At 65.7% G+C, this 26610-nt stretch carries 27 protein-coding genes and 2 pseudogenes; 9 read left to right on the top strand and 20 right to left on the bottom strand.

From position 1 onward, the window contains the following. Nucleotides 1-48: 48 nt before the first annotated feature. Nucleotides 49-1246 (bottom strand): IS3 family transposase gene (locus M3B11_RS11515; protein WP_396121564.1). Its coding sequence is split into 2 segments (ribosomal slippage): nucleotides 49-985 and nucleotides 984-1246, totalling 1200 coding nucleotides; the frame shifts between segments, so codons are not numbered across the junction. A 65-nt stretch (nucleotides 1247-1311) separates the two neighbouring features. Here M3B11_RS11515 and M3B11_RS11510 point away from each other — a divergent pair. Continuing rightward, a pseudogene (locus M3B11_RS11510) lies at nucleotides 1312-1809 on the top strand (IS3 family transposase); the annotation flags it as partial. Nucleotides 1810-2073: 264 nt separating this feature from the next. Here M3B11_RS11510 and M3B11_RS11505 read toward each other — a convergent pair. From M3B11_RS11505 to ychF, 12 genes and pseudogenes are all read right to left on the bottom strand, one after another. After that, a pseudogene (locus tag M3B11_RS11505) lies at nucleotides 2074-2214 on the bottom strand (transcriptional regulator); the annotation flags it as partial. Between the two features lie 56 nt (nucleotides 2215-2270). After that, nucleotides 2271-2573, bottom strand: a complete 303-nt coding sequence (locus M3B11_RS11500; protein WP_259877576.1) for a HigA family addiction module antitoxin — start codon at nucleotides 2571-2573, stop codon at nucleotides 2271-2273. After that, nucleotides 2560-2841: a type II toxin-antitoxin system RelE/ParE family toxin gene (locus M3B11_RS11495; protein WP_259877575.1), complete on the bottom strand. Its 282-nt coding sequence runs from the start codon at nucleotides 2839-2841 to the stop codon at nucleotides 2560-2562. The genes M3B11_RS11500 and M3B11_RS11495 overlap by 14 nt, the downstream gene beginning before the upstream one ends. 132 nt (nucleotides 2842-2973) lie before the next feature. Further along, nucleotides 2974-3228: a DUF86 domain-containing protein gene (locus M3B11_RS11490; protein ID WP_259877574.1), complete on the bottom strand. Its 255-nt coding sequence runs from the start codon at nucleotides 3226-3228 to the stop codon at nucleotides 2974-2976. Beyond that, complete coding sequence (locus M3B11_RS11485; protein WP_259877573.1) at nucleotides 3149-3478, bottom strand: nucleotidyltransferase family protein; 330 nt, start codon at nucleotides 3476-3478, stop codon at nucleotides 3149-3151. The genes M3B11_RS11490 and M3B11_RS11485 overlap by 80 nt, the downstream gene beginning before the upstream one ends. Before the next feature lie 274 nt (nucleotides 3479-3752). Beyond that, nucleotides 3753-5078 (bottom strand): HEPN domain-containing protein, encoded by a 1326-nt coding sequence (locus M3B11_RS11480; RefSeq protein ID WP_259877572.1) that lies wholly within the window; start codon nucleotides 5076-5078, stop codon nucleotides 3753-3755. After that, entirely contained in the window at nucleotides 5065-5235 is a 171-nt protein-coding gene (locus M3B11_RS13420) for a hypothetical protein (RefSeq protein WP_396121563.1), read from the bottom strand. Before M3B11_RS13420 ends, M3B11_RS11480 begins: the two co-directional genes overlap by 14 nt. Before the next feature lie 232 nt (nucleotides 5236-5467). Then, nucleotides 5468-6898, bottom strand: a complete 1431-nt coding sequence (locus M3B11_RS11475) for a hypothetical protein (RefSeq protein ID WP_259877571.1) — start codon at nucleotides 6896-6898, stop codon at nucleotides 5468-5470. Further along, nucleotides 6895-7641, bottom strand: a complete 747-nt coding sequence (locus M3B11_RS11470) for a hypothetical protein (protein WP_259877570.1) — start codon at nucleotides 7639-7641, stop codon at nucleotides 6895-6897. The genes M3B11_RS11475 and M3B11_RS11470 overlap by 4 nt, the downstream gene beginning before the upstream one ends. Further along, nucleotides 7638-8768 carry an XRE family transcriptional regulator gene (locus M3B11_RS11465; RefSeq protein ID WP_259877569.1) on the bottom strand — a complete coding sequence of 377 codons (1131 nt, stop codon included), beginning with the start codon at nucleotides 8766-8768 and terminating at the stop codon, nucleotides 7638-7640. Before M3B11_RS11465 ends, M3B11_RS11470 begins: the two co-directional genes overlap by 4 nt. Next, nucleotides 8758-9453, bottom strand: coding sequence for a hypothetical protein (locus tag M3B11_RS11460; protein ID WP_259877568.1), 696 nt, complete (start codon nucleotides 9451-9453; stop codon nucleotides 8758-8760). The genes M3B11_RS11465 and M3B11_RS11460 overlap by 11 nt, the downstream gene beginning before the upstream one ends. Before the next feature lie 554 nt (nucleotides 9454-10007). Then, nucleotides 10008-11093: a redox-regulated ATPase YchF gene (ychF, locus tag M3B11_RS11455; RefSeq protein WP_259877567.1), complete on the bottom strand. Its 1086-nt coding sequence runs from the start codon at nucleotides 11091-11093 to the stop codon at nucleotides 10008-10010. Between the two features lie 134 nt (nucleotides 11094-11227). Here ychF and M3B11_RS11450 point away from each other — a divergent pair, with 134 nt between their 5' ends. After that, nucleotides 11228-12409 (top strand): DNA recombination protein RmuC, encoded by a 1182-nt coding sequence (locus M3B11_RS11450; RefSeq protein ID WP_259877566.1) that lies wholly within the window; start codon nucleotides 11228-11230, stop codon nucleotides 12407-12409. Here the strand turns inward: M3B11_RS11450 and M3B11_RS11445 are convergent. Beyond that, complete coding sequence (locus tag M3B11_RS11445; RefSeq protein ID WP_259877565.1) at nucleotides 12398-13747, bottom strand: hypothetical protein; 1350 nt, start codon at nucleotides 13745-13747, stop codon at nucleotides 12398-12400. The two genes, M3B11_RS11450 and M3B11_RS11445, sit on opposite strands and share 12 nt — an antisense overlap. 120 nt (nucleotides 13748-13867) lie before the next feature. Here M3B11_RS11445 and M3B11_RS11440 point away from each other — a divergent pair, with 120 nt between their 5' ends. Further along, nucleotides 13868-14974, top strand: a complete 1107-nt coding sequence (locus M3B11_RS11440) for a serine/threonine-protein kinase (RefSeq protein WP_259877564.1) — start codon at nucleotides 13868-13870, stop codon at nucleotides 14972-14974. 63 nt (nucleotides 14975-15037) lie between these two features. Here the strand turns inward: M3B11_RS11440 and M3B11_RS11435 are convergent, their stop codons facing one another. Further along, nucleotides 15038-16126, bottom strand: coding sequence for a 4-hydroxy-3-methylbut-2-enyl diphosphate reductase (locus M3B11_RS11435; RefSeq protein ID WP_396121562.1), 1089 nt, complete (start codon nucleotides 16124-16126; stop codon nucleotides 15038-15040). A gap of 110 nt (nucleotides 16127-16236) precedes the next feature. Here M3B11_RS11435 and xseA point away from each other — a divergent pair, with 110 nt between their 5' ends. Both xseA and M3B11_RS11425 read left to right on the top strand, forming a co-directional pair. After that, nucleotides 16237-17541 carry an exodeoxyribonuclease VII large subunit gene (gene xseA, locus M3B11_RS11430; protein ID WP_259877562.1) on the top strand — a complete coding sequence of 435 codons (1305 nt, stop codon included), beginning with the start codon at nucleotides 16237-16239 and terminating at the stop codon, nucleotides 17539-17541. A 62-nt stretch (nucleotides 17542-17603) separates the two neighbouring features. Beyond that, complete coding sequence (locus M3B11_RS11425) at nucleotides 17604-17861, top strand: exodeoxyribonuclease VII small subunit (protein ID WP_259877561.1); 258 nt, start codon at nucleotides 17604-17606, stop codon at nucleotides 17859-17861. A 59-nt stretch (nucleotides 17862-17920) separates the two neighbouring features. Here the strand turns inward: M3B11_RS11425 and M3B11_RS11420 are convergent, their stop codons facing one another. After that, nucleotides 17921-18490 (bottom strand): DUF4245 domain-containing protein, encoded by a 570-nt coding sequence (locus tag M3B11_RS11420; RefSeq protein WP_259877560.1) that lies wholly within the window; start codon nucleotides 18488-18490, stop codon nucleotides 17921-17923. A 128-nt stretch (nucleotides 18491-18618) separates the two neighbouring features. Between M3B11_RS11420 and glpX the strand changes: the two genes are divergently transcribed. From glpX to M3B11_RS11405, 3 genes are all read left to right on the top strand, one after another. Then, complete coding sequence (glpX, locus tag M3B11_RS11415; protein WP_259877559.1) at nucleotides 18619-19746, top strand: class II fructose-bisphosphatase; 1128 nt, start codon at nucleotides 18619-18621, stop codon at nucleotides 19744-19746. Beyond that, a complete protein-coding gene (locus M3B11_RS11410; RefSeq protein ID WP_259877558.1) occupies nucleotides 19746-20411 on the top strand; it encodes a carbonic anhydrase in 666 nt (221 codons plus the stop codon). The genes glpX and M3B11_RS11410 overlap by 1 nt, the downstream gene beginning before the upstream one ends. Before the next feature lie 104 nt (nucleotides 20412-20515). Next, on the top strand, nucleotides 20516-21919 hold the full coding sequence (locus tag M3B11_RS11405; RefSeq protein ID WP_259877557.1) for a class II fumarate hydratase: 1404 nt from the start codon (nucleotides 20516-20518) through the stop codon (nucleotides 21917-21919). 93 nt (nucleotides 21920-22012) lie between these two features. Here M3B11_RS11405 and M3B11_RS11400 read toward each other — a convergent pair whose 3' ends face one another. Together M3B11_RS11400 and M3B11_RS11395 are read right to left on the bottom strand one after the other, a co-directional pair. Continuing rightward, nucleotides 22013-23320: a PhoH family protein gene (locus M3B11_RS11400; protein ID WP_259877556.1), complete on the bottom strand. Its 1308-nt coding sequence runs from the start codon at nucleotides 23318-23320 to the stop codon at nucleotides 22013-22015. Nucleotides 23321-23547: 227 nt separating this feature from the next. Beyond that, nucleotides 23548-24336: an isoprenyl transferase gene (locus M3B11_RS11395; protein ID WP_259877555.1), complete on the bottom strand. Its 789-nt coding sequence runs from the start codon at nucleotides 24334-24336 to the stop codon at nucleotides 23548-23550. Nucleotides 24337-24498: 162 nt separating this feature from the next. Here M3B11_RS11395 and M3B11_RS11390 point away from each other — a divergent pair, with 162 nt between their 5' ends. Further along, nucleotides 24499-25329, top strand: coding sequence for a hemolysin III family protein (locus M3B11_RS11390; RefSeq protein ID WP_259877554.1), 831 nt, complete (start codon nucleotides 24499-24501; stop codon nucleotides 25327-25329). 154 nt (nucleotides 25330-25483) lie between these two features. Here M3B11_RS11390 and M3B11_RS11385 read toward each other — a convergent pair whose 3' ends face one another. Beyond that, complete coding sequence (locus M3B11_RS11385) at nucleotides 25484-25834, bottom strand: hypothetical protein (protein WP_259877553.1); 351 nt, start codon at nucleotides 25832-25834, stop codon at nucleotides 25484-25486. Continuing rightward, nucleotides 25834-26610 (bottom strand): mycothiol conjugate amidase Mca (locus M3B11_RS11380; RefSeq protein ID WP_259877552.1); only part of this gene is annotated, 777 nt, incomplete at its 5' end. The genes M3B11_RS11380 and M3B11_RS11385, both read right to left, overlap by 1 nt.

The raw sequence follows: 26610 nt of genomic DNA, 5'->3' as shown, positions 1-26610 counted from the left end.
TGGGCTGTGTCAAGGATTGTGGACAGGTCCTTGGTGATTTCTGGTGTGTCAGGCCGTCCAGGGTAGGTCCTCGGCGGCGTCGGCCTGGGCGTCTGCCCACGCTCGGGCCGGGGTACGATATCCGAGGCTGGAGTGTGGTCTACGACGGTTGTAAAACACCTCGATGTACTCGGCCACGGCGAACCGCGCCCTGGCCCGCGTGTGGAACACCTGCTGGTGGTACATCTCGTTCTTCAAGGTCGCGAAGAACGTCTCGGCGGCGGCGTTGTCCCAGCACACCCCGGTTCGACCCATCGACTGCACGAACCCGTTCCGGGTGCAGTAGGTGACGAACTCGTCGGAGGTGTACTGGGACCCGTGATCGCTGTGGAACACCGCCCCGGGTGTTGCTTGCCCCTGGGTTCGGGCCATCTCCAGGGCGTCGACGACCAGGCTGGCGCGCATGTGGTCGGCGGTCTGCCACCCGATTACCTTGCGGGTGGCCAGGTCGATCACCGTGGCCAGGTACAACCACCCTTGCCCGGTGCGTAGGTAGGTGATGTCGCCGACCAGCGCCTCGCCCGGGCGGTAGCTTTCGGGAGCGAAGTCGCGGCCGAGCTTGTCGGCGAAGACCTGGGCTTTTTCGTCGGGGACGGTGGTGCGCTTGTGAGCCTTGCGCTGGATGGCCGCGAGCCCAAGTTCGCGCATCAGATCTGCCACCAGCCCGACCGAGGCAGGGTGCCCCTCGTCGTTCAGGATCGCGGCGATGCGCCGGCACCCGGCCGTGCCTCGTTGCTTTTCGAAGATTCGCTGAATCTCGCCCTTGAGGGCCTCTCGGCGGGCCTGGGTGGCCGTGACCTGCCCGGCGCGGGCGCGCCAGGCGTAAAACGACGAGCGGGCCACACCGAGCCGGGCGCACATCCACTCGATCGGAAAGCTCGCCTTCTCCGCCTCGAGCAGGGCTGACTTCTCACTCAGCCCTGCTCCCGGGCGAAGAAGGCCGCGGCTTTTTTAGGAACTCATTTTCCATCTTCAGCCGACGGTTCTGCTCCTCCAGTTCCGCCAACCGGCCATGGTCCGCCGGGCTCATCTCGGGGATTGGCTCCGGGTTGGACTGACGATGCTTCTGCACCCAGTTGCCCAAGGTCCCGGGGTTGATCGCCAACTCCTCGGCGACCTCGGCGATCGAGCGGTCACTCTGCAGGACCAGCTGCACTGCTTCGGCCTTGAACTGCGGACTGAACCTCCGCCTCGAACTCACTGCCATGTTCTCGATCCTCTCTCATTAGGAGGCCTGTCTAAGAACCTTGGTACACCCCACGTCGTTGACACGACATCATCGAGCACCACACCGGTGAGGGCAAGCTCTACTTGTGTGCGATCAAGGACGCCTGTTCACGCCGGATCATCGGCTACAGCATCGACAACAGGATGAAGGCCTCACTGGCCGTCAGGGCCCTGAATAATGCGATCGCCAACCGTCGACGGACCGGGGCTGATGTGGCCGGGTGCATTGTTCACAGCGACCGCGGGTCTCAATTTCGAGCGAAGAAATTTCTCCAGGCCCTGGAGCACCACGGCCTGGTCGGGTCCATGGGGCGGGTCGGTGCTGCCGGGGACAACGCGGCCATGGAGTCGTTCTACAGCCTGCTGCAGAACAACGTCCTCGACGCCCAGCCCTGGGCCACCCGAGAAGAACTCCGACTGCGAATCGTCAGATGGATTGAACGGATCTATCACCGAAGGAGGAAACAGCAGGGCCTGGGGAAGTTGACCCCGGTCGCCTACGAGGAGAAACTCATCACGCAGGCGCTGACGTTAGCGGCCTGAACAAGAAACCGAATCTGTCACCTGTTCCTGCATCAGCCCCGTTCGGGCCGAACCGATGTGCTTGACGATCTTGTACTGCCCGCCTGACTTGTCCACAATCTGCACAAGCGTGACTCCCGGTCTTCCAGGAACACGACGGACGAACGGACTCATAACCCTATTCTAGACGCCCTCGTAGTTACCCACGAACAATGAGCTCAGCTCGCTGACCAGCACAAACAGTTCGAGAAACGAAGAAATCACCCGAAGTTGTGGAAGTCAGGTTCGACGAGGCGGAACACCGATCGAGACGGCAAGTCTGTTCTGCGTGATGCCGAACCCCTTGATGAAGTCCGCCATGAGGACCTCGCCCGGGTGAATCGGCTCGACCACATCGGATTCAGTGGTAGTCGCCAAGTTTGACATTCTCGGCACCTCCGTCAACTCCCCGATCTCGCCGAGTGGGATCGCCTGTTTCTTATTCAGGCAACTTCGATGGTTTGAATCTGCTCGATTTCGGAGAAGATCTTGTCTTCTGCCACATCAAGGTCGTACTGAGTCTGCAGCCCAAGCCAGAACTGCGGGCTCATACCAAAGAACTTCGCCAACCGAAGTGCAGTGTCAGCAGTGATCGCACGCTTACTATGGACGATCTCGTTGATCCTGCGAGGCGGAACTCCGATGGAGACGGCAAGCTTGTGCTGTGTAATACCCATGTCTTGAAGAAAGCCCTCCATGAGGACTTCTCCGGGGTGAACCGGAGGGAGCTTGTCAGTGGTAGTCAACGACCTCAACCTCCTCTGGCCCAGCAACGGTCCACCGAAAGCAAATCCGCCACTGGTCGTTGATACGGATACTGTGCTGACCAGCGCGATCGCCTTTAAGTGCTTCGAGACGGTTACCCGGCGGAATCCGCAAATCTTCGAGACTCTGAGCGTAACCGAGCTGGCGCAGTTTCCTCAACGCCACTGAGTGGATTCCGGAATCGATTGAACGCACCCGCTCTCGATTCCAAAGTCGCTCGGTGTCCTTGTCGGCGAATGACCGGATCACAACTTAACCCTACCCGTCAATAACGCGCCGCGTCAATAACGCTACACGTTAAACCTGAACTCAACCACGTTCCGTAGCCGAATAACCTTTGGAGCCGCACCGTCAGTCAGCAGAGATGTGACACCGCAGCGCCTAGGCAAGAGGAGGCAGATGAGTATCGACGACATCGCGGACCACGTCGATGTCGACGCCGAAATACTGGTGCACCAGGATGTTGCGGAAATCCCGAATCTGAGGCCAGGCGATCTCAGGGTGCGCGCCGGTGATCTCATCGGGAAGATGGTTCACGGCTTCGCCGGACTGCGACTCACAGCGGCACCGCCTCGGCGAGCGTCGAAGCGGAGACCGGGCGCCTGAGCAACTGGGCAGGAAACACGTCGATGCCATCGCGCCCGAACAGCGCGCGACTCTCCTCGAGCAGACCAGACGCACGCATCAGGAGATTCCCCTCCGCAGGGTCCATCCCGACGAGGATGTCGATGTCCGATCCTGCAGACGCGGTGCCGCGCGCGACGGACCCGAACAGCTTCGGGTTGGTCGCGCCGTACCGATCGAGGAGCACCTGGAACTCGTCAAGACGCGCAACGAGAATCTCGCGTAGGGCAAGCGTCTCGGGCGTCATGACGGTCTCAGACATGCTTCCGGGGGTAACGGGCCCGGCAGCACGTCGACATGGAGCTTTGACATTGAAGCGGAACTCCACCGCGTTCTTAAGGGCCGACGACATTCTCCCGTCTCACCGCCGCACCAGGCTGCACTGACGCGCTGCCACCACTTACAGCCGGTCGTCTCGCCCGCCCGCCATGACGCACTCAACGAACGAGCGATAGAGCAGGCTTACACGCGTCTCGCCCTAAAAGACCGGGCGGCAGCGTCACGGAGGTTCCGAAGTAGCGGCTATCGCAGTGCACCTAAGGGTTTGGTGAGGGAACCAGCCATTCGGCAGCGGTACGGAACGTGGCCCTCAGTTGCGGGTGCTCCCGCACGATCTCTCGCTGCCGCTCCGCCGGCAACCCGAGCTCGTGCAAGACGTTGAGGATCACGACCGCGGTCGTCACCTCGACGACGGCGATCAGCTCCTCGATGGAATGGTTGGGCGTTCTGCCCTCGTGCGCGAGGTCATTGCGGGCGCGCGTCGTCCTCTTCGCCCAATGGTCGACGTCCGGTAAGAGCTGTGCGATCGCTTCCTGATCGGGTCGCGCGGCGAGGGCGTGGAGCCGATCACGGAGGGTCGGGTCGTTGCGGATCGCCCTCTTGAACCTGTTTCGGTGCTTATCGGGAACCTGCGCCAGCATCGCCTCACGCATCGCCGCGAACTCCGCCTTGGGGAAGGGTTTCTCGCCAACGCGGAGATTGCGGTGCAGAACCTCAGCAGCACCCACGGCCGTCAGCAGGTTGCTTTCAACAAAACGGGCCGGCGCGTATCGCAGGCCAAGGATCATGCTGGTCGCTGCCTCCAGGCGGCCATGAGCCTCGCACCAGCGTGGCAAGACCTCATCAAATGGGAGCGAATCGCACGTGAAGAACACGCGGTGGTGATCGACGGCTTTCTCGTCGTGTTTTCCAAGCGCAGCCGGTGAGTAGAGCACATCGGCACGTCGGCGCGGCAGCGGGCGGCCATCAGGGAAGTGCGACTCGGTCCCGGCAACTTCCAGTCGGAGCCAGATCACTCCGGCCGCGCGATGCATCGCCAAGGAGATCAGGTCCTGCACCAGACTCGCCTCCTGCAGAGCAGCACTCAGAGAGAATGGTTCGGCTGGCACGACGCGGATGGACACCGTGTCCCGGATACGTCCGGCGCTTCCTCCCTTGCGCTGGTCGAAGAATGGAAGCGTGTGCGTGTGCATAAGGCGATACTCAGTGTCGTCGACCACGACCGACTGCGCCTCGATCGGCTTCACCGAGATGCGCCCGGTCCCGTCGATCTTGCCGTTAGGAGCCCCGAGGGATCCTTCGAACACGGACGACGCCGCCCAGAGACCCAGGTCCTCGACCGAGACTTCGGCCATCGCAAACGTCTGGTCGTCCGCGCCGCTGACATGCGCACCGATGATGGCGACCGCAGCGGTCACTGTCTGCTTGCCGGGGCTCGCCACTCGCGCGCCGAATGATCTCTTGCTGTTTATCGGGACGGAGCCGAGGAGGGTGATCTCTCGCTGCTCGGCGACCCCATGGATCACGTCCCACGTCCTGGTGCCCTCGTGGTACACAGTCACCCCAGACTCAGGGTTCGACATGATCCGGTCCTCGAACGCGCCCGATTAGCGAGAGCGAGAGGCCCCCATCAGCGACGTAGCGGAGGACGCCCGGGACCTGGTCGTCAGGGGTGTCCGGCAGCCACCACAAACCCGCCCATTCACCGGTCCCGTCGAGGTTCAGTGGATCGTTGAACATCGTTCTCCCCCGCAGACCTCATTCCCAACTCGCCAACAGATGTCAGTTCGAAAACCTAGACTCCACCGAGTTCCTATACGTACAGCCATCATGTGCCACTCCTCTTCCTGGCTTGCGGCGAGAAGGAGCACCGGTTCCGCCGACGGGCCCCCTCGTCGAATCGCAGTTCGGCGTAACGTCAGAACATATCCGACTCATCAAGATCGACTTGCTGGAAAGTCGGCTGCCGCGCCTATTCCACTGGCTTGATGTTCGAAGCGGAGGCTGGACGCCGCGCGTCGACAGCTGAGAACCCAATGTGTTTGCCACTTGTTGTGGCGGCCACACTCACCTCGGCCGGCAGCTGTCGGAGCCGATCAACCGCACCCCTGTTGCTCCGATACTGCACCGCGATGAACCAACCGCGCGCGGCGTCGTCTGACGTCATGTAGCTGGGGAGCTGTTCCCGTAACCCGTTCCAGAACTTGCCGTTGTGCAACTTCTTGACCTCGATGATGAGGCGCGCGGTGGTTCCCGACGAGGCCTTGAAATCCACCGGCCCTCGCCCGAGCTCTACTTCACGATCGAGTTCCACGTTGAAGGACCGCATGTAGGGCTGGGCAACCCCGAGTAGGACGAGTTGCACGGCTTCTTCCGGCTTTTCCGTGCCGTCGTCGTTCCACAGCAGACTCCAGCCACGCTGGTGCTCGACGAAGTGCCGAAACTGTTCGATGACCTGCCCCATCAGTTCAACCAGATCATCATGCGTCGACACGGTGCGATCGGACAGTGGATGTTCGACGGCGTATCGCGACGGAGCTTGGTCCCACTGCACCACACCGAGCGGATCCGCCCCGAAGTCGTAGCTGAGAAGGTCCTTTCGGCTGGTCTGTTCACGAGCCCAGTCACGGACGCGCTCGGGATGTTGGCGGGCCCACGACGCAATCCTCGCCTTGCTGACAGCCTGGCCGACTGGAAGGTTCATCGACTGCCGGATGTCCTCGTTGAAGTGGGAGTCGAACCAGTCGTCCGCGTTGAGCGTGGGCAGCTTGTTCAGCAGGAACTCTGGCACCAAGATCACGGGTTGCCCAGAGGTGGGGTTGGTCGGCAGTTCGACCAGCTCGTCATGCCACCGTGCCAGCTCTAGTGTGACGCGCGTGTGTCGCACCTTGTGCCGCTCCAGAGGCACGCCATGGCGTCGCGTGACATCCTGGGTATAGCTGATCAGCCGCGCCTTGATGACGTTCGCCGTCGCATCAGAGATCCGGTCGGCTCCCATACCTTCGTTCAGGATGCCGATCTCTTCGATGTGCTCCGGTTGGGCAAGTCCGGCGGCGATCGCCACGGCAATGCCATCGGCCATCCGAGCCGCGTAGCTATCGCCCGACCCCGATCCCCGCGTCCCTGCCGCCGTGTAGCCAAGGCCGATCTCGAACGGCTCTGGGAAGGTCAGTAGTCTCCGTGCGGCCTTGGCAGAGACGGAGTTCTTGTCCGTTGCCTTTGCGACCAGCTCGTAGCAGCGGACGAAGTGGGCGATCAGCTCGTCGTGCGCGCCAGCCCAGTCACCACCCGCGGTGAGCAGCAGCAGCGGGTCGATGAAGAGCTTGGTGTCGATGGACAGGTGTGGGTCGAACCAGTCGTCTTCATCGGTTCGTTGGATGCCGAAGTGCTCCGAGAACCTCATCGGCTATCCTCCTCCCGCGCCCGCCGCAAGACAAGTTCCGTCGTGCGGACGAGAAGGACGGTCGCCTGCGCGGCGGCGAACGCGTCGACATCGTCGATGTCACCATGGGTGACCTTCTGGGCGAGATCCCATGTCTTGCGCATCACGGCACGTAGCTCGGCTCGGTCAGATCCGTCCGCTCGAGCATTCAGAAACAACTCGAACCATGCTCGTGCGTCGGCGCCCCGCGGCGCATCCTGCGTGTGCGGGACGAGCGAGGGATCGGCTATGAGCTTGCCCAGGTCGATAAGGATCTCGCGGCTGCGCCGTCCGACGTCCTGCCAGGTGTCCTTGTCACGAGCGCCTGTGTACTCGTCGATGAGCCCTCCGACCCGTGCGTCAATCCCGTCCCAGGTGGGGAGCGAGTCTCCCAGCTCAGGATCATGAACGGCCACACCGTTGACCCGCTCCTCCAGCCTCTCAAGAGCCTCGCGCTTCAACGTCGCAACGTGCACCCGGCGGGAAGCGTAGCTCGGTAGCTCCTGCGAGTAGTAGCCATGCCACTCCCACAGCGACCGCCAGGGAAACGGCGGAATCAGGCCCCGGCGCTTGAACTGCCCCACGATGATTCGATCGCGCCGTTGGTACTCCGCATCGAAGTCGTCGAAGAGCCCCTTCCCTGTCCCAGTCGCGACGATGACGTTGGCTTGCTGTTCCACTAAGTCCACGAGCTTGTCGATCGAGTACTCGGTGCCGTCCGTCATCGCCAGCCATCCTTGCCGACGAGTCGCAGCACCGGCCGCTGGTCGGTCTCCCCCAGCAGGTCGCGGACTTGTGCAGCGCTGATCTTCAACGCCTCAGCAAGCACGGGCACCGTAGCACCATGGTCTCCGGCAAGCTCTGCAGCCTTCTTCAGCACCGTAGGCACCTCCCCCGGGTACGCACGCGTCGGGTCAGCCGTCACGTCGTAGCCGGCCGCCAACCGCTGGTACGCGCGCCGCGCCGACGACTCGGTCGTCCGCCCCCGCTCGACCATCCGCCGAACCAAGGACGTCGGTGAGACCCCCCAGGTCCTGCTCAGCCTGTCGAGAGCAGCCAGGTCGAGCCGCGTCGGAAGGACTGCATCCATCGACGCGGCCGGGGTGAGGAGTTCAGCGGCGAACTCGTCGGCCTCCTTCTCGATCGCGGCGCTGTGTTCGCTGGAGTCGGCGTGCAACAACAGGTGACCGATCTCGTGCGCGATCGAGAACCGGTGCCGGAAGACGTTCTCGGTCCGGCGCGGACTCGTGATGATGATCGGACGGTCGACGATGACGACGGAGAACGCATCCACGGCCTCGATCTCGGCCAGTGGACGCACGGCGACGACGATGCCGTGCGACTCTGCGGTAGCGACCAGGTGCTTCACCGGACCATCGGGCAGTTCCCAGTGCTGGCGCAGGATCGCCGCAGCTTCAGAAGGTGAGCTCGCGGGCCTGGCCGCGGGGAGATCAACGGCAGGGAGCTGGACATGTCGTTCGAGCGCAAAGGTCAGTTCCCAGATCAGTGTCGCCGTGGCCAGCGCCTTCTGCCGGTCACTCACACGCGCCGACCGCAGGCTCCGGAAGTGGGCATTGACGGTGTCGATGCGTGCCAGCGGACGTCCGATGCTGAAGAAGTCCGGTCGGACGTCCAGCGCCGTTGCCAAACGCTCGAGAACGTCGGGACGGGGCGCATTCACATCGGCTTCGTACTGCCCGATCGCGGCGGCGGACACGCCGACTTCAGCAGCCAGATCCGTCTTAGTCACCGAACGCCGGACGCGGGCCTGGGTCAATCGCGCTGGCTCGAAGCGGCCAAGCGTGTGCCCGGAACCGGAGAAGTCGAACAAGCTCGGGGTGTCATCGCGCATCGGGATCCGCACCCTCCTGCTCCCGCAGCCGGACGGGCGGGACAACCGGGTTGCCGCTGTCGAAAGACTCTCCGACCGCGACTAGGTCGGAACCGACGAGTTCCGACTCCAACATGGAGGCTCGCCCGTGAAGTTGAACGCTGCCGGTGTTCTCGTCCAGCTCGGCCACAGCCCACTCGATCGACTGCAGTTGCCGAGGCGAGGACTGGACGATGACGAGAATCAACGGCATCACGTCCCGAGCAGCACGCACCACACGTTCGAGCTTGGGCTCATCCGGCTCTGCTGCCTCCGTCGTGAACGCACCGCCGAAGTCAGGTTCGAGGAGTGTGGGGTCGGGCAGTGGCACGTTGAAGGAGTTCTTCTTCGTCGGGCTCGATGCGAAAGCATCCTCATCCGCGGAATCCGGTTTACGCCAGACGTACAGGAGACAGTCATTAACGACAGGAAGCCGGTAGCCGGCCGGTACCAACTTATGCGACTGGAACCCGTGCTCGGCGAAAGCCTCATGGGTTTCGGCCAGTAGATCTCGCCACTGGGTACCGAAGTCCATCGAGTAGCGCGAACGCGACACCAGGTGCGACTCGGCGAAGCGGTCGTGCACCGACCGCACTACCTCGACGAGCACCTCCCGGACAGCGGGAGCGCGGGAGCCGAGAAACTCACTGGGCGAGCTTGACATCATGGGCCTCCTGAATCCGCGTCCAGAGCCGCGGGTTCGGCCAGGATCACAACTTCAGTATGACACACGATTCGCGCACGAACGCTTCAGTTGCACGCAGTGGCGTGTTGGTATCGTGGCCTCGAGTATGTCCAAAATCGGTACCCCCTCGAGACCACGGGAACGCAGACTCAGGTGCACACCCCTGCAGCGGGACGGCCATGCGTTCCCAGCTGCTCCGTTTGTACGCAAAGGGCAACCTGGCCGGCGCGAGAGATCGGCGGGCTGGTCGGCGCGGCGTCGGCCTGAGCCGCGATCGAGAGTGTTGGACTACGGCCAGCTCGAAGAAGATATTACCCGCCGGATGAAACGAACTTGCCCCAGAACAGACCATCTAAGGCCGCCTGCCCACGGCGCTCACGCTCCCATGTGGAGGGAATCGGTTACTACTGAAGCCCCGCAAACGCCTATGAAAATCACAGGTCCACAGCAGAAACGCTCCGCACATGATGGTAGATCGGAACTCACCCATCACTTATCAAGCCTGAAACTACAAAACCCCAGGTCAGATCTGCTTTTTAGACATTAAACCGAAACTCCACGACGTCACCGTCGGCCATGACATAGTCCTTGCCCTCCATGCGCACCTTGCCGGCCGCACGCGCTTCGGCCATCGAACCGAGCGCATCGAGGTCCTCGAAGGACACGATCTCAGCCTTGATGAAGCCCCTCTGGAAATCAGTGTGGATGACACCGGCGGCCTCGGGAGCGGTCCAGCCCTTGCGGATCGTCCAGGCCCGCGCCTCCTTCGGCCCGGCAGTCAGGTAGGTCTGCAGACCGAGGGTGTCGAATCCGACGCGGGCCAGCTGATCGAGCCCGGCCTCGTCCTGGCCGCTCATCTCCAGCATTTCAGCGGCTTCCTCGTCTTCGAGCTCAGCGAGCTCGGACTCGAACTTCGCGTCCAGGAAGATCGCCTCGACTGGCGCCACGAGCGCACGCATCTCGTCCTTCTTCGCCTCATCAGCCAGCACATCGTCATCGACGTTGAAGACATAGAGGAACGGCTTAGTCGTCATCAGCTGCAGCTCGCGCAGCGGAGCGGCGTCGAAGCCGCCGGCCTGCATCGCCTGGTACAGGGTGCGCCCCTCCTCCAGGATCCCCTGTGCCTCCTGCATCGCAGCCAGCACCTCGGGTTCGGCGCGCTTCTGCTTGACCTCCTTCTCGATCCGGGGCAGCGCCCGTTCGAGGGTCTGCAGGTCCGCGAGGATGAGTTCGGTGTTGATCGTGTCGATGTCATCGGCCGGGTTGACCTTGCCGTCGACGTGGACGACGTCGGAATCGCTGAACCCGCGGATCACCTGGCAGATCGCGTCGGCCTCGCGGATGTTGGCCAAAAACTGGTTGCCCAGCCCCTCCCCTTCCGAAGCGCCGCGGACGATGCCGGCGATGTCGACGAAATTCACCGTTGCCGGCAGGATCTTGCCAGATCCGAAGATCTCCGCCAGCCGGGTCAGCCGCTCGTCGGGCAGTTCGACGACGCCGATGTTCGGCTCGATCGTCGCGAACGGGTAGTTCGCTGCCAGCACCTGGTTCTTGGTCAATGCATTGAACATGGTCGACTTGCCGACATTGGGCAGTCCGACGATTCCGATAGTTAAAGCCACGATCCCCCAGTGTAGCCGCTCACCCGCGCCTCCCTGTCCCCGCCCGGACCGCACCCGCCGTTGCCCGTTCCCGAGGCGGCGGGCGACCCCCGCGGCCACGCAGCGTTGTCCGTGCGTCCTGGTTGACTGTGAGCATGGATGCCCTCACGACCGTCATCACCCTTCTCGTCCTCCTCATCGGTGCAGCAGCCGGCTTCTTCATCGGCATGGCAGTCGCCCGCTCTCGCACGGCGGCCGATCTCGCCCAGGCGCAGACGGCTGAGCGGCTGCATGCCGAACGCCTCCAGGCGCTGGAAGCCGACGCCGGGATGACGCACGAACTGGCTGCGCTCATGGGCCCGCTGGCTGCGCAGGTGAATCGGCTGCATGCCGATGTCACCGGCTTCGAACGCGAGCGCACCGACCAGTTCGCGCGTCTCGACGCTCGGCTCGGGCACATGAGCGAGGTCGATGCGCAGCTGCAGGCTTCGACGTCGAATCTCGTGGCCGCCCTCAACGCCTCGAGCACCCGCGGGTCGTGGGGTGAGCTGCAGCTCAAGCGTGTCGTTGAGGCCGCCGGGATGCTCGACCACGTCGACTTCGACGTGCAGGTGACCGTCCAGGGCCGCAGCGGCGAGCGGCTGCGCCCGGATATGGTCGTGCACCTGCCCGGTGACCGGCAGATCGTCGTCGACGCCAAGGCCCCGCTCGACCTCGGCCAGGACACCGGTTCTGGCAGCGGATCCGGTCCGGCCGGGCGGCTGCGCTCCCATGTGCGCACATTGGCGTCAAAGGCATACTGGAATGCGTTCGAGCAGACGCCTGACTTCGTTGTGTGCTTCGTGCCGAATGAGGGTGCGCTCTCGGCTGCGCTTAAGGAGGACCCGCGGCTGTTCGAGGAAGCCTTTGCCGCCAACGTCATCCCCGCCTCCCCGGCCACCCTCGTCGCACTGCTGCGCACAGTCGCTTTGGGCTGGCGGCAGTACGAGCTCGCCCGCTCAGCCCGTGAGCTGCTGGCCACCGCCCAGGAACTGCACGGGCGCATCGGCACGATGGCCGGCCATCTCGTGCAGCTGGGCAAATCGATGAACCGCAGTGTGGAGGACTACAACCGGTTCGTCGGCTCCGTCGAAAGCCGCCTGCTCGTCACCGCGCGGCGGCTGACCGACATGGGGGCAGGCTCGACCGAGATCCCCATCGCCGAACCGCTCGACGCACATGCCCGCAACCTCACCGCACCGGAGTTCCAGCAGCCGGCACACCGGCAGACACCGGATCAGCCCTCAGAGGGCAGACAGCCGGGCTCCGGTCAGCCCAGTACTCGTTCAGCGTCGTGAGCGGCGGACCGCCAGGACCGCGAGCAGCCCGGCAATGCAGAGGAACACCGCGCCTAAGCCGAGCCCGCCGACGCGCACCAGGCGGCCGGCTTCCATGCCGAACAGTTCGGGGACGGCCCCGGCGCCCTCCACCTCGGGGGCAGCCTCCAGCGTTTCCCCGGTCGTCTCCCATGACAGACGCACCCGCTGCGTGCCGGTATCCGCCTCGCCGCCGAAAGGCGGTTCGATGAGCACCGCAATGTAGTAGTCGCCTGCGATCGACGAGGCGTGCGCCTCCTCGAAGCTGACGAATGCGTTGCGCGGATTCACCGGGTAGCGGGTCGTGAGCGCCGTCGTCGCACCAGCATCGTCGATCGCGATGCTGGTCTCACCGTCGGAGCCACTGGCATCTGCCATATCGGAGCTCGGCGCACCCTCCTCACCGGGCCGTCGGATTGCCACCGACCGCAGATTCGGGTCGAGGACCGCAAGCGTCAGCCGGTGATCGGCCGGCCCTGAGGTGCGGGCGCGCACACTCAGCTGTTGGCCGGCTTCGACGGGGACGCGATAGAAGTGCCGCACCCCTGTGCGCACCTCGACGTCAGCGGCTGGGTCCCTGAAGCGTGTGGCCGCATTGACGGTGGTGCCGCCGGTGAACGTCTCAGTCTCCTCCAGCGATTCGGGAAGAAACTCAGCAGCCGGCGGGTCTTCAACGGGCACCGGGAGCTGCGACCATGCTGCCGGGGTCTGGCGCACAAACTGCAGCTCAAGCGGCAGCTGCGCCGGCAGCTCCTCATAGGTCTCATTCCACACCACTGAGACGATGAAGCTGCCCCCGCGGTGGAAGCAGGAGTCGTTGGGATTGTTGCCATCGAGCACCCCGGTGTTCGCGGAAACCATCACCGGTCCCGGATCACCGGAGGCGGCCCGGCCGGTGGCGCTGACCTCACAGGAGGCATCGGCCGGAGAGGCAATAGTGAGTTCAAGTGCGGCCGCGCCGATGGAGCCGTCCTCCGGATCGAGCGGGGTGATGAGGCTGGCGGAGAAGTAGCCGAGCTCGCCGTCATCGAGCGTGATCCGGTAGGTCTGCGGTGTCCGGCTCTGCCCGATCTCCACATCTTCGTAGTCGATGTCGTCAGCGTAGCTGCCCGGTTCGATCACCGCGGCGTCATCGACGCTGCTGCCCCCGCGCACCTCGGTCCCAGCCGCGGGCCGGCCGGCAGGCGGTGAATCGGCGGCGGCACCGGGCGTGCCGCCGGCTGTCAGGACGGTCAGCGAGAGCGCGGCGGTAAGAGCGATGGCGAGGCTGCAACTGGTGAACGCAGCCGACAGCCGACGCAGCGGCGTGATCGCAATCATCGCCTTCCCCTCTCCGTGCACGCGAGTTTCGGTGCCGTGCGCACCGGGCAGTATCGGTGTCGTGCGCACTGGGCGGTTTCCAGGTGCTCGTGTCTGCGGCTTCTGGCTACAGTAGGCACCATGAGTGACACTATCGCAGGCCGCTTCACGCTGCTCGACCCCGTCGCCAGCGGCGGTTCGGGCACGGTGTGGATCGCCCGCGATGAGCGCTTCGGAAACCTGTGTGCGGCCAAGGTGCTGCGCCAGCGCGATTCGGCTGATCTGCTGCGCTTCGTGCGCGAGAACACGGTGCGCCTCAACCATCCGCATGTGCTCGCCCCGTATGCGTGGGCGGCGGAGGACGCCCATGTCGTGATCGCGATGCCGCTGGTCACTGGCGGCGATCTGGCCGGTCTGCTGCGCTCGGGCCGCCGGTTCTCGGCAGCGGCCACCGCCGAGGCGCTACGCCAGATCCTCTCCGGGCTCACCGCGGTGCATGCCGCCGGCTGGATCCACCGGGACATCAAACCGGCCAACATCATGATCGACGCTGAACAGCCCGATGTGCACCTGCTCGTCGCTGACTTCGGCATCGCCGTCGACACCAACGCCCCGCGCCTGACCCATTCGGGCATCGTCCACGGTACGCCTGGCTTCGTCGCCCCGGAGATCATGATGGGCGGTGACATCTCTCCGGCCCAGGACGTGTGGGCGGCCGGGCAGATCGGCAAGCGAATGCTCGGTCTCGACGACGAGGCCGCCGCCGAGGCGGTGCGCACCTCCGCCGATCCGCTCGCCTCAGGACTGGTGCACCTGCTCGATGACCTCACGGCCGCCGACGCCCGTCAGCGCCCGACTCCGGAGACAGCTGCAGCAGCACTCAGTCGGCTCGGTCTGCGCGGGCCGTTCCACTTTGCCGACGGCACCCCGTGGCATCCGCAGCGCGTCATCAGCTCTAAGGTGCTGCCACAGGATCCGGCGCCGACGCTGGCGCTCGTCCCCCAGGCGGATCCGACGCGCGTCGATGACCGGCGTGCGGCCTCGGGCCCACCGGCGCCCAGCTCGCCGCCGGGCGGTGCGGCTCACGGTGGCGCGGGCGCGCATCCGCACACCGCGATCGATCCCCGGCGAGCGAGCACGCAGCAGCGCTCTTCAGGCAGGGGGCTGGCCGCCTCGGCGGCTGTGTTCGCGTTCATCGGCGCGCTGCTCATCCTCGTCGGGGTCTTCCTGCCCGACTATCTCGGCTGAGCCCGACTGCCTCAGCTGAGCCCGACTGCCTGGGTAGAGCTGCCCTGCCGGGCGGCTGAAACCTCAGACGATCTCGTGTTCGCGGTTAGCGCCGTCGCGCTTGTTCGAGGTCTTCTGGCCGGCGGCCTTGAGGTCCTTGCGCAGCTCGCGCGGCAGCGAGAACATCAGGTCTTCCTCCGCTGTGCGGACCTCTTCGACCTCGCCGTATCCGTATTCGGCCAGCAGCCGCACCACATCCTCGACCAGGGTCTCAGGCACCGAGGCGCCGGAGGTGACGCCGACCGTGGCGACGTCGTTGAACCATTCCTCGTCGACTTCACGGGCGAAGTCGACACGGTGAGCGGCCTTCGCGCCGTGCTCGAGGGCGACCTCGACAAGACGCACGGAGTTCGAGGAGTTCGCTGAGCCGACGACGATGACCAGGTCAGCGTCCGGGGCGATCTTCTTGACCGCGACCTGGCGGTTCTGGGTGGCGTAGCAGATGTCGTCGCTCGGAGGTGCGATGAGCTGCGGGAAGCGCTTCTTGAGGATGTCGACGGTCTCCATCGTCTCGTCCACGCTCAGTGTCGTCTGCGAGATCCACACCATCTTGTCCGATTCCGGGATGTCGAGAGTGCGGGCCTCCTCCGGGTCCTGGATGAGGGTGATGTGATCAGGTGCCTCGCCCATCGTGCCCTCGACCTCTTCGTGCCCGGCATGGCCGACGAGCAGGATCGAATAGCCGTCGCGGGCGAACCGGGTCGCCTCGCGGTGGACCTTGGTCACCAGCGGGCAGGTCGCGTCAATGGTGTCGAGGCTGCGTTCGGCGGCCTCAGCGTGGACCTGCGGGGACACGCCGTGGGCGGAGAACACGACACGCGCGCCCTCGGGCACCTCGGAGGTCTCATCGACGAAGACCGCACCGCGCTCAGCCAGCGTGTCGACGACGTGGCGGTTGTGCACGATCTCCTTGCGCACGTAGATCGGGGCGCCGTAGTGCTCGAGGGCGCGTTCGACGGCGATGACGGCGCGATCGACGCCGGCGCAGTAGCCGCGCGGGGCGGCCATCAGCACCTTCTTCTCGCCTGCCGGCTGGCGGATCTCAGACGGATCCTTGCGCACACGAGGAACGGACGGGACCGGGAGATTCACTGCAGTAGTCACGCCTCCCATGGTAGGCGGCTTGGCTGAACACCACCACAAAGGCCGCACTGCCCTTCACTGGCGGCGGTGTCCATGCCTCCCGTTAGACTGCACAGCAGTACATGGAAGGAGTCCCCCGCGTGGCACAGCGGATCAGCGGCACACCCGGCACCCTCGGCCAGAAGCCGATCGAGGAGCTGCCGCGCAAGGCTGCCGAGACGACCCCGGACAACCCGTGGCCGCTCAGCCTGCTCAGCCGCAACATCAAAAGCTACATCGACCGGATGTCAGCGGTGTGGATCGAAGCACAGGTCATCGAGTTCAACCGCCGCGGCAAGGCCAGCTACCTGACGCTGCGCGACACCGATGAGGAGATGTCGCTGCCGGTGCAGGTGTTCAGCAGCGTCCTCGACCGGGTCGACACCCCGCTGAGTGAGGGTTCGCGTGTCGTCGTCAACGTCAAGGCGGACTTCTGGCTCAAAGCCGGGCGGATGATGATGCGCGCCAACGACATCCGGCCCGTCGGGCTCGGAGAGCTGCTCGCCCGGCTGGAGAAGCTGCGCCGGACCCTGGCTGAGGAAGGGCTGTTCGACCCGGATCTCAAGCAGCCGCTGCCGTTCCTGCCGAACCGGATCGGGCTCATCACCGGCCGCAGCTCCGATGCGGAGAAGGACGTGGTGCGCAACGCCCACCTGCGCTGGCCGGCTGCCGAGTTCGAGATCCGCAACACCGCCGTGCAGGGACCGGATGCGGTCCCGCAGGTGCGTGCCGCACTGGCTGAGCTCGATGCTGATCCGGCTGTCGACGTCATCGTCATCGCCCGCGGCGGCGGCAGCCTGGAGGACCTGCTGCCGTTTTCGAACGAGTCGCTCATCCGCGCCGTGTTCGCCGCCCGCACCCCGATCGTCTCGGCGATCGGGCATGAGGCCGACCGGCCGATCCTCGACGACGTCGCCGATCTGCGCGCCTCCACCCCGACCGACGCTGCAAAGCGCCTGGTACCCGATATCCACGAAGAGCGCATGGACCTGCTCCAGGCGCGTGCCAGCCTCGACGGTGCGCTCGACCGGCTGCTGCGCAGCGAGCAGGCCGGCCTCGACAGTGTCCGCTCCCGGCCGGTCATGGCCCAGCCGATGACGATGGTGAGCGCCCGCGAGGAGGAGCTCACCGCCCTCATCATCCGCGCCCGGCAGGCACAGCGCAGCGCCCTGACCCAGGGGGTTGCCCAGATTGAGCACCTGCGCGCCCAGGTGCGCGCGCTGTCCCCGCTGAGCACCCTGGAGCGCGGCTACGCCGTCGTACAGACAGAAGACGGATCAGCCGCCCGCGACGCGGCAGAGCTCTCCACCGGTGACGGTGTCCACGTGCGCCTGGCCCGCGGCCGCTTCGACGCCGACGTCACCACCATCCACCCAGACGCACCCGGACCCGACACCCTCGACTGAGACGGCCCCGGTGGGGCAGACCGCTGCCCGACTGACTGACGAAGCATCCCGAAAGGACCGTAATGGCTGACAAGACCACGACCACCCCAGAGGCCGCCGCCGAACACCTCGAGGTGTCCGGGCTGTCCTATGAGCAGGCGCGCGAGGAGCTCGTCTCCACTGTGCGCTCGCTGGAGGCGGGGAACCTGCCGCTGGAGGAGTCGCTGCGGCTGTGGGAGCGCGGCGAAGCGCTGGCCGATCACTGCCAGGCGTGGCTCGACGGAGCCCGCAAGAAGCTGGAGCAGGCGCAGGCCGCCCGTGAGGAGAAGACCGAAGGATAGGCTCCGGACGCCAACGGGGGCGACTTCAGGCTGGCTGATCAGCCCTGCGGGCCGGACTGTTACGGGCCGGACTGTTCGACGGCCTGCTTGGCGAAGAACTCATAGGTCTGCGCATCGGCACGGCCGATGAGCACAGCGGTGCTGCCGTCGAGCTGACCGACCAGCGCCTGCTTGCCGTCTGGCCCGTCATAGGAGGTGAAGGTGACACCGTCGATGTCGTTGGTGCTGACCTCGACGAAGCCGTCGAGCTCCGATTCCACCCAGCGCTCGTCGCCGTCGGCCTGGCGCAGGGTCATCCAGCCGCGCTGCGGTCCGACGGAGGAGAGATACCAGGTGTCATAGGCAGGGGTGCCCATCGGCTTGAACATCGCCTCATTGGCCATCCAGCCCTCCGGCAGCTTCGGCACGATGACGGGGAACTCGGCGCGGGTCTTGACCGATTCGGCGATCGTCTCGTAATCGACCTCGCGTTCGAACTGGCCCTCCTTGGGCTCCGGCACGAAGGCCAAGCCGATGAGGACGACGACCAGACAGGCCCCGAGCGCAATGACCATATTGACCCAGTTCGACCTGAGTTTGAGAGCCCGGACGTTCTCGCCGCGGGGTGGTTGCGTCTGTTGCTGTGTCACTGCCTCACCTGATGTCGAACACGATTGTCAGCCGATCCATTGTCCCCCGGCCCGCACCCGGGCACAAAACCGCAGACAGCGCCTCACCCGCGCCATCCACACGCGGCCACTAATGGCACAATGAAGACATGACTGAGACCCCGTCTGAGAATCCGACAGAGGAAAAAGCCCACCACTCCGGAGGCCGCGCAGAGACCCCGCCGGTGGCTGTGACCGATGAATGGTCCCGCCGGCTGCAGCAGGACGAGGGCGGCCCCGACCGCAACCTCGCGCTCGAGCTCGTCCGCGTCACCGAGGCAGCTGCTCTCGCTGCCGCCCCGTGGGTGGGCCGCGGGGACAAGAACGCAGCCGACGGCGCAGCCGTGGCCGCGATGCGAAATGTCATCTCCACCGTCTCGATGACCGGCACCGTCGTCATCGGCGAGGGTGAGAAGGACGAAGCGCCGATGCTGTACAACGGCGAGCCCGTCGGCAGCGGACGGGGACCGCGCGTCGATGTCGCCGTCGACCCGATCGACGGCACCACCCTGACCGCCAAGGGCATGCCCAACGCCATCTCGGTCATGGCCGTCAGCGAAGACGGAGCCATGTACGACCCGTCTGCGGTGTTCTACATGGAGAAGCTCGTCACCGGCCCTGAGGCCGCTGACTTCGTCGACCTGCGCCTGCCGGTGGCCGAGAATATCCGCCGAGTTGCCAAGGCCAAGGGCAAAGGCAAGGACAACTCCTCGGTCACCGTCGTCATCCTCGACCGGCCCCGCCACGAGCACCTCATCGACGAGGTCCGCCAGGCTGGTGCGCGCATCCGCCTCATCAGCGACGGCGACGTCGCCGGTGCCATCGCCGCCTCCCGCCCAGGCACCGGCATCGATATGCTCATGGGCATCGGCGGCACCCCTGAAGGGATCATCACCGCGTGTGCGATCAAGGCGATGGGCGGTGTCATCCAGGGCCGCCTGTGGCCGCAGTCCGAACAGGAGCGGCAGAACGCCGTCGACGCCGGTCTCGACCCCGATGCGGTGCTCAACACCGATGAGCTCGTCACCGGTGACAACACCTACTTCGTGGCCACCGGCATCACCGAAGGCGACCTGCTCGACGGGGTGCGCTACACCGGCCAGCATGTGCTGACCCACTCACTGGTCATGCGCTCGCGCTCCGGCACCGTGCGCACGGTCAACGCCGAGCACAAGATGGCGAAGATGGACTCCTACGTCGAGGCCGCAGAAGAGGCCGCTCGCCGGGGGCTGGTCTGATGCCCGAAAGCGAATACAGCTCCCCAGCCGCCGCGTTCCTCCGGCTCATGGACGGCAACGAACGCTTCGTTGCCGGCACACCGCAGCACCCGAACCAGGACGCTGTGCGCCGTGAGGACCTCAAGACGGCCCAGGCGCCGTTCGCGACGCTGTTCGGCTGCGCGGACTCGCGCGTGGCCGCCGAGATGATCTTCGACGTCGGCCTCGGCGACATGTTCGTCGTGCGCACTGCCGGCCAGGTCACCGACTCGGTCACCCTCGGCAGCCTCGAGTACGGCGTCGAGGTGCTCGGCACACCGCTGCTCGTCGTGCTCGGCCACGACAACTGCGGGGCGATCACCGCCACGATCGAGTCCTTCGACTCCGGGCAGACCCCAGACGGGTTCATCTCCGATGTCGTCGCCCGCCTGCTGCCCGCCGTCGTCCACGCCCGCGCGGCCGGGCGCACCGACGTCAACAGCACAGTCGCGCAGAACACCGTCGACACCGTCAAGCGCCTCTACCAGCGCTCGGCGATCCTGCGCACCGCCGTCGAAGAGGGCCGGCTCGTCATGCTCGGCCTGACCTACCACCTCGCCGACGGCCGGGTGAAAGTCGTCAGCCGCATGGGATCCCATCCCCCGCGCATCCCGCGCGCCGACCCCGCCCACCCCAGCAACCAGTAACCAGTAACCGCCTGCATTCTGCATCTGACGCCATCCCGGCACCCACCGCCTCGGGAACGGCCGACCAGCCCCGCCCAGGGGCGCACATGAGACAAGGAGACACGATGGCACAAGAGTTCCGCATCGAACACGACACCATGGGCGAGGTCAAGGTTCCCGCCGACGCCCTCTACCGCGCCCAGACCCAGCGGGCAGTGGAGAACTTCCCGATCTCGGGCAAGACGCTCGAACGCCAGCACATCGCAGCACTGGCGCAGGTGAAGAAGGCCGCCGCACGCGCCAACGAGGAACTCGACGTCCTCGACGCGACCCGTTCCAAGGCCATCCAGGCTGCTGCGGATGAGGTCATCGCCGGCGAGCACGACGCCCACTTCCCCATCGATGTGTTCCAGACCGGTTCGGGCACCTCGTCGAACATGAACACCAACGAGGTGCTCGCCACCCTGGCGACGAAGGCCCTCGCAGGCGACGGGGTCGAGGTCCACCCCAACGACCACGTCAACGCCTCGCAGTCCTCCAACGACGTCTTCCCCACCTCCGTCCACGTCGCTGTGACCTCCGCTCTGGTCCACGAGCTCAAACCGGCGATGGAGAAGCTCGCCGCGAGCATCGAGGCCAAGGCCACAGAATTCAAGGACATCGTCAAGTCCGGGCGCACCCACCTGATGGATGCCACCCCGGTGACGCTCGGCCAGGAGTTCGGCGGCTACGCCGCGCAGGTCCGCTACGGCATCGAGCGCATCGAGGCCTCCCTGCCGCGCGTTGCCGAGGTCCCGCAGGGCGGCACCGCAGTAGGCACCGGCATCAACACCCCCGACGGGTTCTCCTCCCGCGTCGTCGAACTGCTCGCTGAGCAGACCGGTCTGCCGATCACCGAGGCGCGCAACCACTTCGAGGCCCAGGCCAACCGCGACGGACTCATCGAGGTCTCCGGACAGCTGCGCACGATCGCATACTCGTACATGAAGATCAACAACGACCTGCGGTGGATGGGCTCGGGTCCGAACACCGGCCTGGGCGAGCTGCACATCCCGGACCTGCAGCCCGGATCGTCGATCATGCCCGGCAAGGTCAACCCGGTCATCTGCGAGGCTGCGATCCAGGCGATGGCCCAGGTGATCGGCAATGACACGACCGTCGCGCTCTCGAGCACCAACGGCGCCTTCGAGCTCAACGTCGGCATCCCGGTGATGGCCGCCAACCTGCTCGAATCGATCCGCCTCATCGCCAACATCTCGACTGTCATGGCCGAGAAGATGATCGACGGGCTGACCGCCAACGAGGAGCGCTGCCGGTTCCTCGCCGAGGCCTCACCGTCGATCGTCACCCCGCTCAACAAGGTCATCGGCTATGAGGCTGCTGCCAAGATCGCCAAGCACGCCGTGGCCAACAAGATGACTGTCAAGGAGGCCACCATCGACCTCGGCTTCGTCAAGGACGGTTCGATCAGCGAAGAGGACCTCGACAAGGCTCTCGACGTCTCGACGATGATCGGCTCCTACACCTGAGCCGGGAACCCGCATCCACCTGACACCAGACGCGGGCCCGTCTCCCGCCGCAATCAGCGGTGGGAAACGGGCCCTTGCGTTCGGGTGTGCCGCCTAAGCGACGTAGGAGTCCTCCAGCACTCCGGTGACGAGGTCGGCGATCGCCGAGCGCTCAGCACGGGTGAGCGTGATGTGGCCGAAGAGCGGGTGTCCCTTGAGCTGCTCGATGACTGCGGCAATCCCGTCATGGCGGCCGACGCGCAGGTTGTCGCGCTGAGCGACATCGTGGGTGAGAACGACACGCGAGTTCTGCCCGATGCGTGAGAGCACGGTCAGCAGCACCGTGCGCTCCAGCGACTGGGCCTCATCGACGATGACGAACGCGTCGTGCAGCGACCGGCCGCGGATGTGCGTCAGCGGCAGAATCTCCAGCATGCCGCGGTCGATGACCTCGTCGATGACGTGCTTGGAGACGAGTGCCCCGAGCGTGTCGAAGACCGCCTCGGCCCAGGGATTCATCTTCTCCGCCTCGGCGCCGGGCAGGTAGCCGAGGTTCTGCCCACCGACGGCGTACAGCGGCCTGAAGACCATGATCTTCTTATGCGTGCGCTCCTCCATCACCGCCTGCAGGCCGGCCATGAGCGCCATCGCCGACTTGCCTGTCCCGGCCCGGCCGCCCAAGGAGACGATCCCGACATCGGGGTCGAGGAGCATGTCGAGGGCGATGCGCTGCTCAGCCGAGCGGCCGTGCAGGCCGAAGGCATCGCGGTCGCCGCGGACGAGTTTGACGGTGTTCGGTGCTGAGACCCGCCCGAGCCCGGATCCGCGCGGTGAGGAGATGACAAGCCCGGTGTTGACGATCTCGTCGGCGACCGCATCGGTGTGCACGAGGCCTGAGTCGAACAGCTCGTTCATCTGCGTTTCGTCGAGATCGAGCGTGCTCAGACCGGTGAACCCGGATTCGGTGGCCTGTTCGGCGAGGTACTCCTCGGTCTTGAGCCCGACCGCTGCGGCTTTGACGCGCATCGGCACGTCTTTGGTGATGACGATGACGTCATCGCCTTCGGCCTGCAGGTTCCGGGCGACGGCGAGGATGCGGGTGTCGTTCTCGGTGCGGTCGAAGCCCACCGGCATCGTCGAGGCGTCGATGTGGTTGAGTTCGACGCGGATCGATCCGCCATCCTCACCGATCGTCAGCGGCTCGTCGAGACGCCCGAAGTCCTCGCGCAGCTCATCGAGGATGCTGAGTGCGCGCCGGGCGGTGACACCGAGCTCGGGGTGGTGGCGCTTGGCTTCGAGCTCGCTGACGACGATGAGCGGAATCACCACCTCGTGCTCGGCGAACCGCATCATTGCGTGCGGGTCAGACAGCAGGACCGACGTGTCGAGCACGTACGTGTGGGTGTCGCTTATCGCGGCCATGGGGCTCCCCTATGCATCGTGTGCCGAAGTGCCCCAGCTCAATCCTTCCCCGACGAGTCGAACACTCCGGGTTGGTGTCAGCCAACTGGTTCCAATCTATGAACCCGAAATCGCCGTTGAGCGCTCCGACACTCCGACGTCTCATGATGCGGAGGTGAATCTCAGATGAATCCGCCTGCCGGGTGGCGCCACCGAGCCCGAGGCGGCGGCTGGCCCGGCGTGAGAGCTCAGCGCCCGAAGCGGCGGTTGCGGTTGCCGTAGGCGCGCACGGCGCGCAGGAAGTCGGTGCGGCGGAAGTCGGGCCAGTAGGCCTCGCAGAAGTAGAACTCCGAGTACGCCGACTGCCACATCATGAAGCCCGACAGCCGCTGTTCGCCTGAGGAGCGGATGATGAGGTCGGGGTCCGGCTGGCCCTTGGTGTAGAGGTGCTTGGAGATCTCCTCTTCGCTCAGCGCCTCGATGATCTCCTCGATGCTCTCCCCTGCTGCGGCGTGTTCGCGCAGCAGGCACTTGACGGCGTTGACGATCTCCTGCCGGCCACCGTAGCCGACGGCGACGTTGACGGTCATGCGCTTGTCGCGGCCCTCGGCGTTTGAGCGCTCCTGCGCGTCGGCCAGGCGGGTGCGCAGGAATTCGGGGATGGTGGCGAGGTCGCCGACGAGCTGGACGGATACGCTCGGCTTGCCGGCGATCTGATCGACGAGGTCGGAGATGATCTCGGTCAGCGCCGCGACCTCGTCGGCGGAGCGGGCGAGGTTCTCCTTCGAGAGCACGTAGAGAGTGACGACGTCGACGCCGAGCTCTTCGCACCAGCCGAGGAATTCGACGATCTTGCCTGCGCCCATCCGGTGTCCGTCAGCGGTGGTCTTGCCGAACTCCTTGGCCCAGCGTCGGTTGCCGTCGGTGATGACCCCGACGTGACGCGGGATCGCGGCAGCGTCATCGCCATGCTCGAGCTGCCGTTTGACCCGGCGGTCGTACAGGCGGTAGAGCCACCCGAGCGGGGATCCGGCCATCGACTCTCCTGAGGTGTTGCGTTGGGTCAGCTGCCCGCAGTCGGGGCAGCGCGGCGGTGTCTGACAGGCACTCCCGCGTGCCACCAGCATAACTGTCTGCCCGCGCCGCCCTCGCCTGCTCCCGCCCGGCGAATTCCCAACCGCGGGAACTACCATTGAGGCATGACGTCACGCCTTGCCGAACCTGACCAGCCGCGCCGCGATGCTCAGGCGCGCCGTCTTGCATCGAAGCGCACATCCCAGCCGAACAGTCTCGACCCGAGCCACCCGATGTCACGGGCCTACCGGCTCGCTCTGTCCCGTCGCGGCCGCGCGCTGCGCCACGAACTGGGGAAGCTCGCCGGCCAGGTGCGCCCGTCGTGGCGCGGCTGGATCCACGCAGGCGCCTTCCCGCTCGCCGTGCTCGGCGGCCTGACGCTGGTCATCATCTCCCCGACGATCGTCTCGCGCTTAGGCGGAGCGATCTTCGCGCTCACCGGCATGATGCTCTTCGGCACCTCAGCGGTCTACCATCGCGGCCGTTGGCGGATGCGCATCCGCCTGATCCTGCGCCGCATCGACCACGCCAACATCTTCCTCATCATCGCCGGCACCTACACGCCCTTGGCGATTCTGACCCTGGAGACCCGCCAATGGGTGCTCCTGCTGTCGATCATGTGGTCCGGTGCTCTCATCGGCGTGCTGTTCAGGGTGCTGTGGACGACGGCCCCGCGCTGGCTGTTTGTGCCGGTCTACATCGGCATCGGCGTCGCCGGCGTCGGCTACATCCCGGCGATCTGGGAGCACAACCTGGCCGTCGGCATCCTCATCGTCTCCGGCGGCCTGTGCTACATCGCCGGGGCGATCATCTACGCACTCAAGCGGCCGAACCCGCTGCCGCACATTTTCGGCTTCCACGAGATCTTCCACACCTTCACGGTACTCGGCTACGGCAGCCACCTGGCCGCCCTGCTCATCGCCGCGGTCAACGCCAGCCCCGAACTGCACAGCTGAACAGCCGCTGATGCGAGGTCACGCACCCGCTGCCGAAGGGCGGGTCCCGTTCCCGAGGTGCAGGTCCCGTTCCCGAGGTGCGGGTCCCGTTCCCGAGGTGCGGGTCCCGTTCCCGAGGTGGGCTCTGGCGCCGGGGGCACGGGCGGAGTTGAGGTCAGGGGCGTGACGTGTCCTCGCCGGGCATCTCTGCTCCCGGCTCTGCGGTGCCGGTGTCACCGGCGGCCGGCTCCTCGGTGACGAAGGAGTCATTGGCCTCTGCGGTATGGGTCTCCGGCTGGTAGCGGCGCTTCTGGTCCTTGGCCATCGGGATCGGGTACGCGTCCACGGCCCGGTCCTTGGCACGCACCCGGCGCACGCGGCGCAGCGCATCGCGGATGAGGAAGATCGTCACGACAGCCAGGGCGAAGACCGCCAGGAAGCCGATCGTGCCCGGGGTGACGATCGAGGGATCCGGGTACCGGACGTCCTCGGTCGGGGCGGGGCTGGCGGCCAGCAGCATAAGCATCAGGTGTTCTCCTTCTCAGCCGGGGACTGCCCGGCGTTGGGTGCCGCTGCGCGGGTTTCGACATAGGGCTCCAGCAGTCCCGCATCCGGGACCCGGCGGCCGTCGTCGCGGGTGACACCGGCGAACAGATCGGATTCGAGGAAGTCGCTGCCGCGCTCCAGGGGCTCGCGGCCGGTGTTGTCGATGGCTAACTCGAACTCCTCAGTCGGCCAGAACGTCTTGGCGATCTTCCGGGCTTCGGAGAAGAAGCCGCCCTTCGGGTCGATCTGGGTGGCGTGTGTCAGCAGCGCCCGATCTGAGCGCTCCAGCATCTGCCCGCACGCGATCCGCGCAGTCAGCCAGCTGGTGCGCTCCTGGTTGCGGGAGCGGTACCTCTCGAGCATGTCCGCAAACGGCGAGTCGTGGCCCTCTGCGGTCATCTTCTCGTGGATGGCCAGCCACTTCCGCGGTGAGAGGTCCATGTTGTAGTAGACCTTCTGCACCTGCCACAGCTCCCCGAGCTCGGGGTTGACCTGCGCGTCAGCGGCCTGTTCGACGGCGGTCATCGACACGATGTGGTTCTTGATGTGGTCCGGGTGCGGGTAGCCGCCGCGTTCGTCATAGGTGGTGAGCACATGCGGGCGGAAGCTGCGGATGAGGTGTACGAGCGGCCGAGCGGCGACGTCGGTGGGCACCTGGTAGAACGATCCGTGCGGGGTCTCGGTGGCGGGGTCGCCTTCGGGCAGACCCGAGTCGACGAACCCGATCCAGCGGTGCGCGGCGCCGAGCCCCTCGGC

Origin of the sequence: Brevibacterium sp. p3-SID960, assembly GCF_025144725.1 — a bacterium.
Taxonomy (GTDB): Bacteria; Actinomycetota; Actinomycetes; order Actinomycetales; family Brevibacteriaceae; genus Brevibacterium.
The sequence above is the reverse complement of the archived record's forward strand: the minus strand, read 5'-3'. Positions and strand labels throughout refer to the sequence as shown.